We start from the raw sequence: 13,711 nt of genomic DNA, 5'->3' as shown, positions 1-13,711 counted from the left end.
CTGAAACGAGTTGTCATGTCCACTCCCCTGTGGCGCCGCGGTGACTGGGCCGCCTACTTCGGGCTCTTCAGCAACAACCTGACCAACCTCCTCACGATGCTCGCGCTGCTGATCGGCGTGGTCGGCCTGCCCTCAAAGATGGTCATCGGCCGCATTGCTCCTGCCTTCGGCCTCACAGTGATGCTCGCCTCGATCTTCTACGTGGTCTTCGCGCGTCAGCTTGCCAAGAAGACCGGGCGCACCGACATCACCGCGCTGCCCTCTGGACCGAGTGCGCCGTCGATCTTCACCGTGACCTTCTTGGTGCTCATGCCCATCTACACCCAGACCGACGACCCCGAGTTCGCGTTGCAGGTGGGGCTGGTGTGGTGCTTCATCGAAGGGTTGATCCTCTTCATCGGGGCGTTCGCCGGCGAACTCCTGCGCAGAGCTGTTCCGCGCACGGTGCTGCTCTCGTGCCTGGCGGGCCTCGGCCTGATGCTGCTTGCGATGAACCCGATGCTGCAGGCCTTCCACACCCCTGTGGTGGCCTTCGTGGTACTCGCGTTGATCTTCATCAACTGGTTCGGCCGCCAGCCGATGTTCAAGCGGATCCCTACGGGTCTGCTGCTGCTCCTTGCCGGAACCGCCTTGGCCTGGGCCTTTGGCCTGCAGTCTCCTGAGGCGATCACCAGCGGCCTGGCTCAGGCCGGCTTCAACCCGCCTACCCTCCACGTGACCGACTTCATCTCGGGCCTGGGTGTGGCCGCCCCATACCTGGCCTCGGCAATCCCGCTCGCGCTCGCCAACTATGTCTTCGACCTGGAGAACATCGAGGGCGCGCACGCCGCCGGAGACCCGTACCCCACCCGTCGCGTCATGCTCGCCAACGGTGGCACCTCCATGGTCGGCTCCCTGATGGGGAACCCCTTCCCCGTGACCGTCTACGTGGGACACACCGCCTACAAGGAGATGGGCGCCGGCATCGGCTACACCCTGTTCTCCGGCATCACGATGTTCATCGTCGGGCTCTTCGGACTGGGGGCCTTCCTGCTCGCCGTCATCCCGATGGCGGCGGTCGCACCGATCTTGATCTACATCGGTATCGTCACCGCCAACCAGGTTGTCCGCGAGACTCCGAAGCTCGAGGTCCCGGTCATCTTCGTGGCGCTCTTCCCGTGGGTGGGCAACTGGGCGTTGACGCTGACCGGCAACACCCTCAAGGCTGCCGGCACCAACGCCGGTGAGGTCACCTCAGGTGCCCTCGAGTCCGCCGGTGTGGACTACACCGGGTTGTTCGCGCTGGGCAACGGCGCTCCCCTGGCCTCGCTGCTGTGGGGGTGCATCGCAGTCTTCGCCATCCGCAACCAGCCGGTGCGCGGCGCAGTCTCCGCAGGCGTCGCCGCAGTGCTGGCCTTCTTCGGGATCATTCACCAGGCAGTGCCCGTGGTGGGCGGTGAACGACCCAGCGAGTTCGCGATCGGCTACGGCATGGTCGCGCTGCTCTTCGTGATCAAGCACTTCCTCAACGCCCGGGCCGGCACCACCGAGGTCTATGACTCCGCGGTCATGGCCGCGGCAGCGCCCCCGCGGACCACCGCCGAGGAGACCGGCCCAAGCCGACCTACGACGTCGGGCTGACCCAGCTCCGACAAGTCCACCATGCTCTAGCGGCTTGCCCTCGTGACAGCGAGGGCAAGCCGCCCGCTGCTCTTGAAGGAGAACCATGCGTATCGTCGTCGCCCTCGGTGGCAATGCCATCTCACGGCGTGGTGAAGCCATCACCATCGAAAACCAGCGCGCGAACCTCCGCGAAGCTGCGGGTCCCCTGGCCGAGGTCGGGTGCGAGCACGAACTCGTCATCACCCACGGCAACGGACCTCAGGTCGGTCTGCTGGCTCTGCAGAACGCCGCCTATGCCGGCTCACCCGCCTCCCCGCTCGATGTACTGGGCGCACAGACCCAGGGCCTGATCGGGTACCTGATCGAGCTCGAGCTCCGCAACGCCCTGCACGACCGCAAGATGCTCTCGACCGTGCTGACACTGGTCAGCGTGTCCCGTGACGATCCTGCCTTCGCCAACCCGACCAAGTTCGTCGGGCCCGTCTACACCCAGAGCGAGGCGGACGCGCTCGCTGACGAGCGAGGCTGGACGTTCGCGCTCGATGGAGATGCCCCACGCCGCGTGGTGCCGTCCCCCGCACCCAAGCGCGTGGTCCAGGTGGACTCCGTCAAACGACTGCTCGCCGGCGGGCACATCGTGGTCAGCTCCGGAGGCGGCGGTGTGCCGGTGGCCATCGCTGAGGACGGCACCTTCTCCGGTGTCGAGGTCGTCATCGACAAGGACGCGTCCTCAGCGATGCTCGCTGGGGCAATCGAGGCAGACCTCTTTGTGCTGGCCACCGACGCCGATGCCGTCATGCTCGACTGGGGAACCCCCCAGGAGCGTGCGATCAAGGCGATCACCCCGCAGGCGCTGGACGCCTACGACTTCGCCGACGGATCGATGGGCCCCAAGGTGGCTGCGGCGCGCAGCTTCGTCGAGTCCGGTCGCGGCTGTGCGGTCATCGGACGGCTCTCTGACCTTCCCCGGATCCTGGCCGGGGAGGCAGGCACCATCATCGCGCTGGACGTGCCCGACGGCGAGCAGATGTATCCCACTGCGGGTTGACCGGCTCTTCGCAGCAGAGGGTGCGGGGGTGGGGGTGAGGGTGGGGGTGGGGGCGCATGCGTGACGCCAGGCCTCCACCCGTGCACCCTGGCTCAGGTGAGGTCTGGGTTGACCTCGAGCATCATCGAGGTGCTTGATCTCAAGTGGTTGGTCGCCAGCATGTCGATGCGGGCCACGTCGCCCGCGCGCACGGCATCGAAGATCTCGCGGTGCTGGCGAAGCACCTCGTCGACGTCTTCGTGCTGGGTGAGCAACCACCCCATCCGGGGGTCGAGCACGTTCATCACGGCCTGCAGGTTGCGCGAGCCGGCGAGATCGCGCACCAGACCGTGAAACTGCGTGTTGAGCAGCACTGCATCGGAGTGCCGGCCGGCTTCGATAGCACGGTGGGTGCGTGCCAGCAGGTCCTCCACCCGTGCCACGCCGTCACCGTCCAAGCGAGCGGCAAGCCGCCGAAACACCAACCCGTCGAGCACGCTGCGCAGCTCGAGGATCTCTGCGACGTCCTCGCGGGTCAGTTCGGTGACATGCAGACCGCTGCGGCCGCGCTCCTCAGCCAGCCCGTCTCGGACGAGTTCCCTCAGCGCTTCGCGAACCGGCACCCGCGAGACCTCGAGGTCATCGGCCAGGGTGCGCTCGACCAGGTGGGTCCCGGGGGACAGCTCCCGATCCAGGATCCGTCGACGGATCTCCTCGTACACGGCCTGGCTCAAGGTCGTGTGGGCGCGTCCGACGGAGGTCACGAGTTTCGTCACCTCTCAATCGTAGCCGCGATCCCCTGTCGAGCCGTCGAGTCCGGTCGCTTCGTCGTCGGTGCTTGACGATCAGTTGACCAGCCCTTTTCCTCGAAAACTCCACCCTCGAATCGATTCGACAATCGCGCCGACCAAGGCCTAGGCTCGAAGCCACAGACGACCTCCCGCCATCGCATCGCAGCGCAGCGGACTCGGCCGGATGGACCCCACCCCTGCTCGCGGAAGCACGCTCTCCCATGGCCAAGAGCCTCACCACCGGACACCCCGCCAAGATCATCCTGCTCTTCACCGCACCGCTCCTCGTCGGCAACGTGTTCCAGCAGCTCTACGGCTTCGCCGACGCCTTCGTCGTCGGGCGTCTGATCGGGATCGAGGCACTCGCGGCCGTCGGGTCGACCGGCGGCCTGTCCTTCCTGCTGCTCGGTTTCGCCTGGGGGATGACGTCCGGGTTCGCGATCCCCACCGCTCAGGCCTTCGGCGCCCAGGACCACGCAGGGGTACGCCGGTCCGTGGCGGCCGGGGCGATCATCACCGGAGCCTTCGCCGTCCTGCTCACGGCGATCGCGGTGCCCATCGCCCGGCCACTGCTCGAGCTCATGCGCACCCCGCCTGAGATCATCGACGACGCGACCCTGTTCATCGTCGTGACGTTCTGGGGCATCGGCGCGACCGTCTTCTTCAACTTCCTGGCCAGTACCATCCGCGCCCTCGGCGACAGCCGGACCCCGTTGATCTTCCTGGCCCTGTCATGCGTGCTCAACGTCGCTCTGGTGTTCTTGTTCATCGCATCCTTCGGGATGGGCGTGGACGGCGCCGCCCTGGCGACCGTCACCTCTCAGCTCGTCTCGGTGCTGGCCTGCCTGTGGCTGATCCGCAAGAAGATGCCGATCCTGCACCTTGCGCGCGCCGACTGGCGGGTGACCAAGGCCGACCTGCTCATCCAGCTCCGGCTCGGTCTGCCGATGGGGTTCCAGTCCTCGATCATCGCGATCGGCACGCTCGTGCTGCAGTACGCCCTCAACGGGCTGGGCGCGGAGTCGGTCGCCGCGTACACGGCCGCGCAGAAGGTCGACACCCTCGCGATCGCACCGCTGGCCTCCTTCGGCCTCGCCATCGCCACCTTCACCGCGCAGAACTACGGCGCTCGGTCCCACCGCCGCATCCGCCAGGGAGTCTGGGCGACGTGCCTGATGTCGGTCGCGTTCAGCCTGTTCATCGCGGGGGTGAACATCGTCTTCGGGCCGTCGATCATCCGGCTGTTCGTCGGCGACGACGAGGCGCACGTCGTCGACCTGGCGCAGACCTACCTCATCGTCAACGGCATCTTCTACATCGCCCTCGGACTGCTCTTCGCGCTGCGCGGCACCCTCCAGGGTCTGGGGAAGACCTTCGTACCCACCGTGGCAGGAGTGATGGAGCTGGTCACCCGGGTGGCGGCCGCGCTGCTGCTGGCCAAGTACTTCGGCTTCGTCGGCGTGGCCCTGGCTGCGCCGCTCGCGTGGATCGCGGCGCTGATCCCGGTGTGGGTCTCCTGGGCGAGGCAGCGACGCTGGCTGCTCGAGGAGGAGCGTTTCCACGCCCTGGACGTCCAGCGCGCCCCGGTCGAGCTGCACGTCCCTGAGCCGCTCGTCGCGGTCGGCGTGACCGCCGAGCAGGTCGAGCCGATCGCCATCGCCGAGCTCGACCCCACCCCCGCCCCCCGCTGAGTGCGGGCATCTGGCTGCCCAAACCGGACATCAGGCAGCCGTTCTCCCGCACTCAGCGGGTGGTGGCGGGAGGGCGGGCACCTGGGCTGGCGACAAACCCGGCATACTTGGCGACAGTCACTAGCAGGGGGTTGAGGAACCGTGGGCACAGAGTCGCGCGTCGGGGTCTACATCGATTTCGACAACATCGTCATCTCGCGCTACAACCTGGTCCACGGCAAGGGGACCTTCCAGAAGCACAAGGTGCGTGAGACCGCCCATCTGCCGGAGACGGTCCTGAGGTCGGTCGAGGCGACCGTCGACATCGAGGCGATCCTCGACTTCGCCGCCTCCCTCGGCACGGTCGCGCTCACCCGCGCCTACGCCGACTGGTCCGCCCCCTTCAACTCCCGCTACCGCGACCCGCTCGTGTCCCGCGCGGTCGACCTCACCCAGCTCTTCACGACGACCACCTTGCACAAGAACGCCGCCGACATCCGGATGGCCGTCGACGTCGTCGAGGACCTCTTCCGGGTCGAGGACCTCACCCATGTGGTGATCGTCTCCGGCGACTCCGACTTCGTCCCGCTGGCCCAGCGCGTACGACGGCTGGGCCGCCGCGCGGTCGGCGTCGGCATGGCGGGCGCCACCAGCGCCGCTCTCGCCGGCGCCTGCGACGTCTACGTCGACTACGACGCTCTCCCCGGCACCACCCCGCCCGCGCCCCTGCCCGACGCCGCGCGCTCGCTCGTGCGCGCTGCTGCGACCCCGCAGACCGCATCCACCCTGCAAGAACGAGCGAAGCTCACGCCCGGTCCAGCGAAGAAGAATTCTCCGCCACCGGCGAAGAAGACTTCGCCCAAGACGGTCACGCCCGCCGCCAACACCCCGACGAAGGGCCCGACAGGACTGCTCGTGCGCGCGCTCCGCCTGATCCATGCCGCGGGTGACGCACCATGGATCCTGCCCGCCTCGGTGAGGGAACAGATGCTCACGCTCGACCCGGCTTTCGATGTGAAGCCCCTGGGCTACGCCTCGTTCAGCTCCTTCATCACGTCCCGCTCGAGCGTCGTCGAGGTCGACTCGTCTCACCCGCAGCGCCGGATGCGCCTGCGCCCGGCCTTCCTGGTCACCTGACGCACGACCCCTCCCGCGACGTGAAAGGATCGCGTCATGGATCCCGCTGCGCTCGCCAAGCTGCTCGACCAGGACGCCTGGGCGCTCCTCAACGCACTCCCGCCCTATGAGGAGAAGCTGGCGATGGTGCTCTCCGAGAGACTGCGCGCCAAGGGCTTCGACCCCGACGTCGTCGCGCTCGTCCTCACCCAGTCCCGCCTGCGCGCCAAGGCCGAGCCCAAGTTCGGCCCCTTCGCCGACGGCATGCTCTTCACCCCGGCCGGCCTCGAGCAGGCCACCCGCCTCGTCGTGGCGGCCCGCCACGCCCAGCGCTACCTCGCCGCTGGGATCGACCGCGTCGCCGACCTCACCTGCGGGATCGGCGCCGACTCGATGGCCTTCGCCGGCGTCGGGCTGTCCGTCCTGGCCACCGACATCGACGAGGTGACCGCCGCGGTCGCCACCGTGAACCTGCGTGCCTTCCCCGAGGCCGTCGTGCGCCACGCCGACGGGCTCAGCCTCGACTTCGAGGCCGAGGGCTACACCGGCGGCCACGGTGGGATCTACGCCGACCCGGCCCGCCGCACGCGCGCGGGCAAGCGGATCTTCGACCCCAAGGCCTACGCCCCGGCCCTGGACGACGTGTGGGCGCTGCGCGCCCGCGTGCCCGCCGTCGGCATCAAGGTGGGCCCGGGCATCCCGCACGCGGGGCTGCCCACCGACTGCGAGGCGCAGTGGGTCTCGGTCGACGGCGACGTCGTCGAGGCCGGCCTGTGGTTCGGGCCGCTGGCCCCCGACGGCCACGGCCGCACCGCCCTGCTGCTGCGCACCCACGCGGGGCAGACGGCCGGGCGCACGGTCCGCAGCGACGGCGTCGACTCCGCACCGGGGGCCACCGGGCCGGAGTCGGTCTCCGGCGTCGCCGGCCTGGGCGGCTACCTCTACGAGCCCGACGGCGCGGTCATCCGCGCGGGTCTCGTCGCCGACGCGGCCCGCGCCCTCGGCGGGCGGCTGCTCGACCCGACGATCGCCTACATCACGAGCGACCTCGGTCCCGACGCGGCCGACGGCGGGCCGCAGGAGGTCCCGCTGGCCACCGGCTACCGGATCGTGGACACCCTGCCCTTCGGGCTCAAGCGGCTGCGCAGCTACCTGCGCGAGCGCGACGTCGGGCGGTTGACGATCAAGAAGCGTGGCACCGCCGTCACCCCGGAGCATCTGCGCGGCCAGCTCGGTCTCAAGGGCTCGGCCGAGGCGACTATCGTGCTGACCAGGGTCGCCGGCGCGCAGCACGTGCTCGTCGTCGACCCGCTCGTCCGCCCGGCCGACGCCGCCACCGACCGCCAGACCCCGCCGTCCGCGGCCGGCGAGATGGAGTGACCATGCACCTTCCCTTCGCGCACTCGGAACGGTCGACCGTCGGCATCGAGTGGGAGCTCGCCCTCGTCGACAAGGACTCCGGCGACCTGCGCCAGGTCGCCCAGACCGTGCTCGACGCCGTCGCCCCCGCCGACGGCTCGCAGCACCCCAACATCCGCCAGGAGCTGCTTCTCAACACCGTCGAGGTGGTCTCGGGGGTCTCCCGGACCGTGCGTCAGGCCGGCGACGACCTCGAGCGCAGCATCGAGGACATCCGCACGATCACCGACCCGCTGCGGGTCGAGCTCATGTGCGCGGGCACCCACCCCTTCGCCCGCTGGGCCCAGCAGAAGGTCACCGACAAGGAGCGCTACGCCACGCTCATCGACCGGACCCAGTGGTGGGGCCGGCAGATGCTCATCTACGGGGTGCACGTGCACGTCGGCATCGAGGACCGGGACAAGGTGCTGCCGATCTCCCGGGCGATGCTCGCCTCCTTCGGCTTCTTCCAGTCGCTGTCCGCCTCGAGCCCGTTCTGGGGCGGCAAGGACACCGGTTACGCCTCCAACCGGGCGCTCATGTTCCAGCAGCTGCCCACGGCCGGGCTCGGCTTCCAGTTCGAGGAGTGGTCCCAGCTCGAGGGCTACGTCGCGGACATGATGCACACCGGCGTGATCGACCAGTTCGACGAGGTCCGCTGGGACCTGCGCCCCTCCCCCCGGTTCGGCACCCTGGAGACCCGCATCTGCGACGGCGCCTCCAACATCACCGAGGTGCTCGCCCTGGCCGCGCTCAACCACTGCCTCGTGGAGCACCTGTCGACGATGCTCGACGAGGGCAAGGAGCTGCCGACCATCCCGCCGTGGTTCGCGCAGGAGAACAAGTGGCGCTCGGCCCGCTACGGGATGGACGCGATCCTCATCCTCGACAAGGACGGCAACGAGGAGCTCGTCACCGACGCGGTCTCCCGGCTGCTCGTCGAGCTCGAGCCGGTCGCCGCGCGGCTGGGCTGCCTCGACGAGCTCGACGGCATCCGCACGATCATGCGCCGCGGCGCCGGCTACCAGCGTCAGCGCGCGGTGTCCCGGCGCAACGGCGGCGAGCTCGACGTCGTCGTCTCCGCCCTCGTCGCGGAGATGCGAGCGGGCCGGCCGCTCTAGCCCCACCCCGCCCCTTTCACTGAGTGCTGGCCACGACACGCGACACGCCGATGGAAACGTGTAAGACCCAGCACTCAGCGGGGGACTCCGGGGCGGTAGTTGGTTATGCCGGGTAGTGGGTATAGATTGTTTCCGTGATCACTCGTGACCCTCAGCTCCTCAAGGGCATCCTCCCCACCCTCGTCCTGGCGCTGCTGCGGACCGAGGAGTCCTACGGCTACGAGCTCGTCACCCGGCTCCAGGCCGGCGGGCTGGCCGACGTCGCGACCGGCACCGTCTACCCGATCCTCACCCGCCTCGAGCGCGACGGGGCGATCACCTCGCGGCTCGTCGCGTCGTCGTCGGGCCCCGCGCGCAAGTACTACGCACCCACCCCCGCCGGCGCCGAGCGCCTCGCGGACGGGCTCACCGCCTGGCGCGAGCTCACCCACGTCGTCGACACCCTCACCGTTGGAGAGATCTGATGCCCACCACGACCACACCAGCTCGTCGCCTCGGTGACGTCGTCCGCCGCGAGTGGTTCCTCACCAAGCTCTCGCTCTTCCTCGAAGACATCCCCGGCCGCGACCGTCGGGCGATCTACCGGGACCTGCGCGCGGACCTGGGCGCCGCCGCGACGGATCGGGGTATGCGGGACGCGATCACCGACCTCGGACCGGTCGCCGTCCTGGCCCAGGACTACCGCACCGCGCAGGGCCGCAAGCTCCCGCGGTGGTGGGTGGGCGCGCTGGCCGCCGGGATCCTGGCGGTGCTCACGACATACACGCTGCTCAGCTACACGCTCGGCCTGCACGACGGCGTCGCCAGCTCGGCGGACGCGTCGACGGGCGCCGCGACGACGGCGCGCGGAACGTTCCTGTGGACCCAGGTGGTCGTGGAGCACAGCCCCGACGCCCTCTCGGCGTCGTTCACCGGCGCCGGCCCGCTCATCGGGTTCCCCCTGTGCCTCTTGGTGTTCTTCGTCGCGGCTCGCGGCTGGCGGTTGTGGCTCCATCGCCCGGCCCGGCCCCTGGCCTGAGCGTCAGGTCCAGGTCCAGCTGGCCAGGATCGTCTCGAAGGTCGCCTCGATCGTCGTGACCTCCGGCTTGCGCAGGAACCCGACGACGTAGAGCCAACCGTCGTGCTCGAAGTACCTGTCGGACAGCTGGCGCCCGCTCATCTCGACGTCCCGGCGCACCATCTCCGGGAAGCCCTCCCGCACCTCGGCGGAGGTGCCCACCACGGTCACCCCGTCGTGGTACCCGATCGCGGCCACGTACTCCCGGGGCGTGCCCAGGTCGGCAACGCGTCCCGCGCACATGACGAGCAGGGCCGATCCCGCGTCGTCGAGCATGACCGCCGTGAGCGAGGCTGTGCCGTCCGGTGACAGGGTGGGCGGGCCGAGGGGGGCCCGGGGGACCTGGGCCGTGAACCCCGGGCACGTGTCCAGTCCCGTCGTGTCGACGACCAGCGTCTCGGTGAGCGGCACGAGCACCACCGGCGGGACGACAGTCACCACCGCAAGATCAGCCTCCCCGGCCATCAGGACCCGCACGCCCATGCCGATCCCACCGCAGATCACCAGAATCGCGAGGACCACCAGCCCCCGCTTCACAACCGCCCCGTCTCGCCCACACCCTCCCTATCGGCCTGCGGGGCGCCTCCCTTGACCCGTAGCCGCTCCACCGACAGGCGCACGCTCACTGAGTGCACGAAAGTGCTCGCGACTCGCCGGGGCGACACGCGCATTTTCGTACACTCAGCGAAGCTGGGGGGGTGGGTGGGGCTAGACCGTGATGGTCGTCAGGGGCATGGAGGAGTCGACGGGGATGTCGAGGCTGGAGGGGGCCACTCCGGCGCGGACGACTGCCGAGCCGAGGGCCGCGATCATCGCGCCGTTGTCGGTGCAGAAGCGGATCGGGGGGATCCGCAGGGTGATCCCGGCCTCCGCGCAGCGCGCCGCCGCCAGCTCGCGGAGCTGGGAGTTCGCGGAGAACCCGCCGCCGACGACGAGAGTGGTCACGTCGTTGCGCTTGCACGCGGCGATCGTCTTGGCGGTGAGCACGTCCGCGACTGCGAAGGCGAAGGACGCCGCGACGTCGGCGGCCGGGATCGGGGTCCCGGCGTCGGTGTGCGCCTCGACCCAGCGCGCCACGGCCGTCTTGAGGCCGGAGAAGGAGAAGTCGTACATGTGCTTGGCCTGGTCCTTGGCGGCGGTCAGCCCGCGCGGGAACCGGATGGCCAGCGGGTCGCCCTCACGGGCCAGGCGGTCCACGTGCGGTCCGCCCGGGTAGGGCAGCCCGAGCAGACGCCCCACCTTGTCGAACGCCTCCCCGGCGGCGTCGTCCAGGGTCGAGCCGAGCTCGTCGACCTGGGTCGCGATGTCGTCGACGAGCAGCAGCGAGGAGTGCCCGCCCGAGACCACCAGGGCCATGAACCGCTCCGGGAACGTCCCGTGCACCAGCAGGTCCACGGCGGCGTGCCCGACGACGTGGTTCACCCCGTAGAGCGGCTTGCCCAGGGCGACCGCGAGCGCCTTGGCGGCCGACGCCCCCACGGTCAGCGGGCCGACCAGCCCGGGGCCGGCGGTGACGGCGATCGCGTCGACGTCGGCCAGGGTGACCCCGGCGCCGGCGACCGCCCGCTCGATCGTGGGGACCATCGCCTCGAGGTGGGCGCGCGAGGCGACCTCGGGGATGATCCCACCGAACCGCGCGTGCTCGTCGACCGAGCTGGCGACCGCGTCGATGAGCAGGTCGTCGCCCCGGACCAGGGCGACACCCGTCTCGTCGCAGGAGCTCTCGATGCCAAGGATGAGGGGCGCAGACATGCTGCCAAGATTACCGGCCTCCCCGAGGGGCGCCGGTCACGTCAGGTACCGGTGTCGTCAGACGCCGGTCGCGACCGGGCGGCGCGGATCGGTGGACCACTGCGACCACGACCCGGGGTAGAGCGCCGCGTCGATGCCCAGGCTCGCCAGCACCGCGACCTCGTGCGACGCCGTCACCCCGGACCCGCAGTACACCCCGATCCGCGCGCCCGCGGCGGGGTCCGCGTGCTCGGGGCTCACCCCGACCTCGGCGAAGCGCGCGAAGAGCTCGCGGGCGGGCAGCAGCCGGCCGTCCGGGCCGAGGGTCTCGACCGTCGGCACCGAGCGAGCCCCGGGGATGTGCCCCGCGCGGGGGTCCACCGGTTCGACCTCGCCGCGGAACCGCTCCCCGGCGCGGGCGTCCAGCAGCACGCCGTCGGCGGCGAAGTCGGCCGCGTCGTCGGCGTCGAGCACCGGGAGGTGCCCGGCGCTGAGGGTGATCCGGCTCTCGGGGACGACCCGGTCACCGGTCTCGAGGGCTCCCCCGCGCGCCGTCCAGGCAGCGAGGCCGCCGTCGAGGATGCGGACCTCGTCCAGCCCGGCCCAGCGCAGCAGCCACCACGCGCGCGCCGCGGACAGCCCCCCGACGGCGTCGTAGACGACGACCGGGACGCCGGCCCGCACGCCCCAGCTGCGGGCGGAGTCCTGCAGGGACTCCAGGGTCGGCAGCGGGTGCCGCCCGGTCGCCGCGCCGGCCGGCCCGGCGAGCTCGGTCTCCAGGTCGACGAACACTGCTCCGGGGACGTGCCCGCCCTGGTAGGCCTCGCGGCCGTCGCTGCGGCCCAGCGCCCAGCGCACGTCGAGCACGGTGACCGGCTTGCCGGTCTCCAGGATCCCGGTCAGCTCGGCCGGGCCCACGAACACGCGGGCGCGGCGGGAGTCGAGGTCCGCGTCGACGTCGTTCACGCGGTCACCGCGGAGGCGTCGGTGTCACCGGTCAGGTCGAGCCGCATCGTGTAGGCGTCGACGTCCTCGGGCTGGTAGTAGCGCTTGCGCAGACCCAGCTGGGTGAAGCCGTACTTCGCGTACATGCCCAGGGCCGCGGCGTTGGTCACGGCCACCTCGAGCAGGATCGCGGTCGCGCCGAGCTCGCGGGAGCGGTCGATGAGCGCGGTGAGCATCTGCGAGCCGATCCCGCAGTGCTGGGCGCGCGGGGCGACGCCGATGGTCATGATCTGGGTGATCTCACCGTCGAACCACAGCCCGGCGTAGCCGACGAGGTCACCCGGACCGGGCCGGTCGTCGCGGATCTCCTCCGCGGCGATGTACCAGCGCCCCAGGGCACCGAGCTCCTCGGCGAGCATGCCGTAGGTCCAGGCGCTCGGCCCGAACATCTCCACCTCGAGCTCGACGACGCGGGGCAGGTCCGCGGCACGCAGCGGCCGCAGCCGCGCCCTCGTCCGGGGCGGGGTGTTCATCGGTGCGCTCACCCTGTCGCTCGCTTCCTGGCGGGTGGTTCCTGCGCGTCAGGGCGGCGCAGGTACAGCGGTTCGCTCGGCAGGTCCTCCCCCGCGGCGGCGCGGGCCAGCGCCAGCCGGGCGAGGTAGGCCGGGTCGGGCAGGCACGGTGCGTCGTCGGGGGTCTTCGCGTCGGCGAAGGCCGGCGCGTACAGCTCGGTCCCCTGCCCGACGACGATCGCGTCCCGGGCGTGCCCGGCGGCGACCACGTCGCCCGCCCGGGCGACGGCGGGGCCGGCGGTCGTGTGCACGGCGCGGGCGCCGAGCACCTCGACGTCGTCGACGGTGTACCGGGCGTAGTAGACCTCGCCGCGGCGGGCGTCGGTCGCCACGAGCACGTGGGCGCCGTGCGGGAGGTCGAAGACGTCGGCGGTCTCGGCGGCGATGGCGTCCAGGCTGGAGATCCCGAACACCGGGATGCCGAGGGCGTGCGCCATGGTCCGGGCCGTGACCAGGCCCACCCGCAGCCCGGTGAACGGGGCCGGTCCGGTGCCCACGACGATCGCGCGCAGGTCCGCCGGGCTCAGTCCGGCCTCGGCGAGGACGTCTTCGATCATCGGGGCGAGGAGCTCCGCGTGGCGGCGCTGTTCGACCACCCGACGGGCCGCGAGCTGTGTGCCGAGGTTGTCGAGCAGGGCGACGGCGACCGCCGCTGACGTATCGAGCGCTAGAACTGCCACA

At 70.6% G+C, this 13,711-nt stretch carries 14 protein-coding genes; 8 read left to right on the top strand and 6 right to left on the bottom strand.

Going from position 1 to position 13,711, the window contains the following annotated elements; genetic code table 11:
• The first annotated feature begins 15 nt into the window (after positions 1-15).
• Positions 16-1,620, top strand: a complete 1,605-nt coding sequence (locus ACWA15_RS04360; protein WP_464058217.1) for a hypothetical protein — start codon at positions 16-18, stop codon at positions 1,618-1,620.
• Between the two features lie 85 nt (positions 1,621-1,705).
• Positions 1,706-2,650, top strand: coding sequence for a carbamate kinase (locus ACWA15_RS04355; protein ID WP_464058216.1), 945 nt, complete (start codon positions 1,706-1,708; stop codon positions 2,648-2,650).
• A 92-nt stretch (positions 2,651-2,742) separates the two neighbouring features.
• On the opposite strand, the gene ACWA15_RS04350 is transcribed toward ACWA15_RS04355, so the two are convergent.
• Positions 2,743-3,351, bottom strand: coding sequence for a GntR family transcriptional regulator (locus ACWA15_RS04350; RefSeq protein WP_464058215.1), 609 nt, complete (start codon positions 3,349-3,351; stop codon positions 2,743-2,745).
• Positions 3,352-3,641: 290 nt separating this feature from the next.
• On the opposite strand from ACWA15_RS04350, the gene ACWA15_RS04345 reads away from it, so the two are divergent.
• The 6 genes from ACWA15_RS04345 (at position 3,642) to ACWA15_RS04320 (ending at position 9,743) form a co-directional block, all read left to right on the top strand.
• Positions 3,642-5,111, top strand: coding sequence for an MATE family efflux transporter (locus ACWA15_RS04345; RefSeq protein ID WP_464058214.1), 1,470 nt, complete (start codon positions 3,642-3,644; stop codon positions 5,109-5,111).
• Between the two features lie 141 nt (positions 5,112-5,252).
• On the top strand, positions 5,253-6,227 hold the full coding sequence (locus tag ACWA15_RS04340; RefSeq protein ID WP_464058213.1) for an NYN domain-containing protein: 975 nt from the start codon (positions 5,253-5,255) through the stop codon (positions 6,225-6,227).
• Between the two features lie 36 nt (positions 6,228-6,263).
• A complete protein-coding gene (locus tag ACWA15_RS04335) occupies positions 6,264-7,586 on the top strand; it encodes a class I SAM-dependent methyltransferase (RefSeq protein WP_464058212.1) in 1,323 nt (440 codons plus the stop codon).
• 2 nt (positions 7,587-7,588) lie between these two features.
• Positions 7,589-8,725: a glutamate--cysteine ligase gene (locus ACWA15_RS04330; protein WP_464058211.1), complete on the top strand. Its 1,137-nt coding sequence runs from the start codon at positions 7,589-7,591 to the stop codon at positions 8,723-8,725.
• A 134-nt stretch (positions 8,726-8,859) separates the two neighbouring features.
• On the top strand, positions 8,860-9,189 hold the full coding sequence (locus ACWA15_RS04325; RefSeq protein WP_464058210.1) for a PadR family transcriptional regulator: 330 nt from the start codon (positions 8,860-8,862) through the stop codon (positions 9,187-9,189).
• Positions 9,189-9,743, top strand: a complete 555-nt coding sequence (locus ACWA15_RS04320; RefSeq protein ID WP_464058209.1) for a hypothetical protein — start codon at positions 9,189-9,191, stop codon at positions 9,741-9,743. The genes ACWA15_RS04325 and ACWA15_RS04320 overlap by 1 nt, the downstream gene beginning before the upstream one ends.
• Positions 9,744-9,746: 3 nt before the next feature.
• On the opposite strand, the gene ACWA15_RS04315 is transcribed toward ACWA15_RS04320, so the two are convergent.
• The 5 genes from ACWA15_RS04315 to tsaB form a co-directional block, all read right to left on the bottom strand.
• Positions 9,747-10,304 (bottom strand): hypothetical protein, encoded by a 558-nt coding sequence (locus ACWA15_RS04315; RefSeq protein ID WP_464058208.1) that lies wholly within the window; start codon positions 10,302-10,304, stop codon positions 9,747-9,749.
• 186 nt (positions 10,305-10,490) lie between these two features.
• On the bottom strand, positions 10,491-11,534 hold the full coding sequence (gene tsaD / locus ACWA15_RS04310) for a tRNA (adenosine(37)-N6)-threonylcarbamoyltransferase complex transferase subunit TsaD (RefSeq protein ID WP_464058207.1): 1,044 nt from the start codon (positions 11,532-11,534) through the stop codon (positions 10,491-10,493).
• A gap of 57 nt (positions 11,535-11,591) precedes the next feature.
• Positions 11,592-12,479 carry a sulfurtransferase gene (locus ACWA15_RS04305; protein WP_464058206.1) on the bottom strand — a complete coding sequence of 296 codons (888 nt, stop codon included), beginning with the start codon at positions 12,477-12,479 and terminating at the stop codon, positions 11,592-11,594.
• Positions 12,476-12,991 (bottom strand): ribosomal protein S18-alanine N-acetyltransferase, encoded by a 516-nt coding sequence (rimI, locus tag ACWA15_RS04300; protein WP_464058205.1) that lies wholly within the window; start codon positions 12,989-12,991, stop codon positions 12,476-12,478. The genes ACWA15_RS04305 and rimI overlap by 4 nt, the downstream gene beginning before the upstream one ends.
• Positions 12,992-12,999: 8 nt before the next feature.
• Complete coding sequence (gene tsaB / locus ACWA15_RS04295; protein ID WP_464058204.1) at positions 13,000-13,710, bottom strand: tRNA (adenosine(37)-N6)-threonylcarbamoyltransferase complex dimerization subunit type 1 TsaB; 711 nt, start codon at positions 13,708-13,710, stop codon at positions 13,000-13,002.
• Position 13,711: the final 1 nt, after the last annotated feature.

This window comes from Sanguibacter sp. TS_SC_8 (assembly GCF_055361235.1).
Note: the sequence above shows the minus strand (reverse complement) of the source record. Positions and strands in the feature narration are given on the sequence as shown.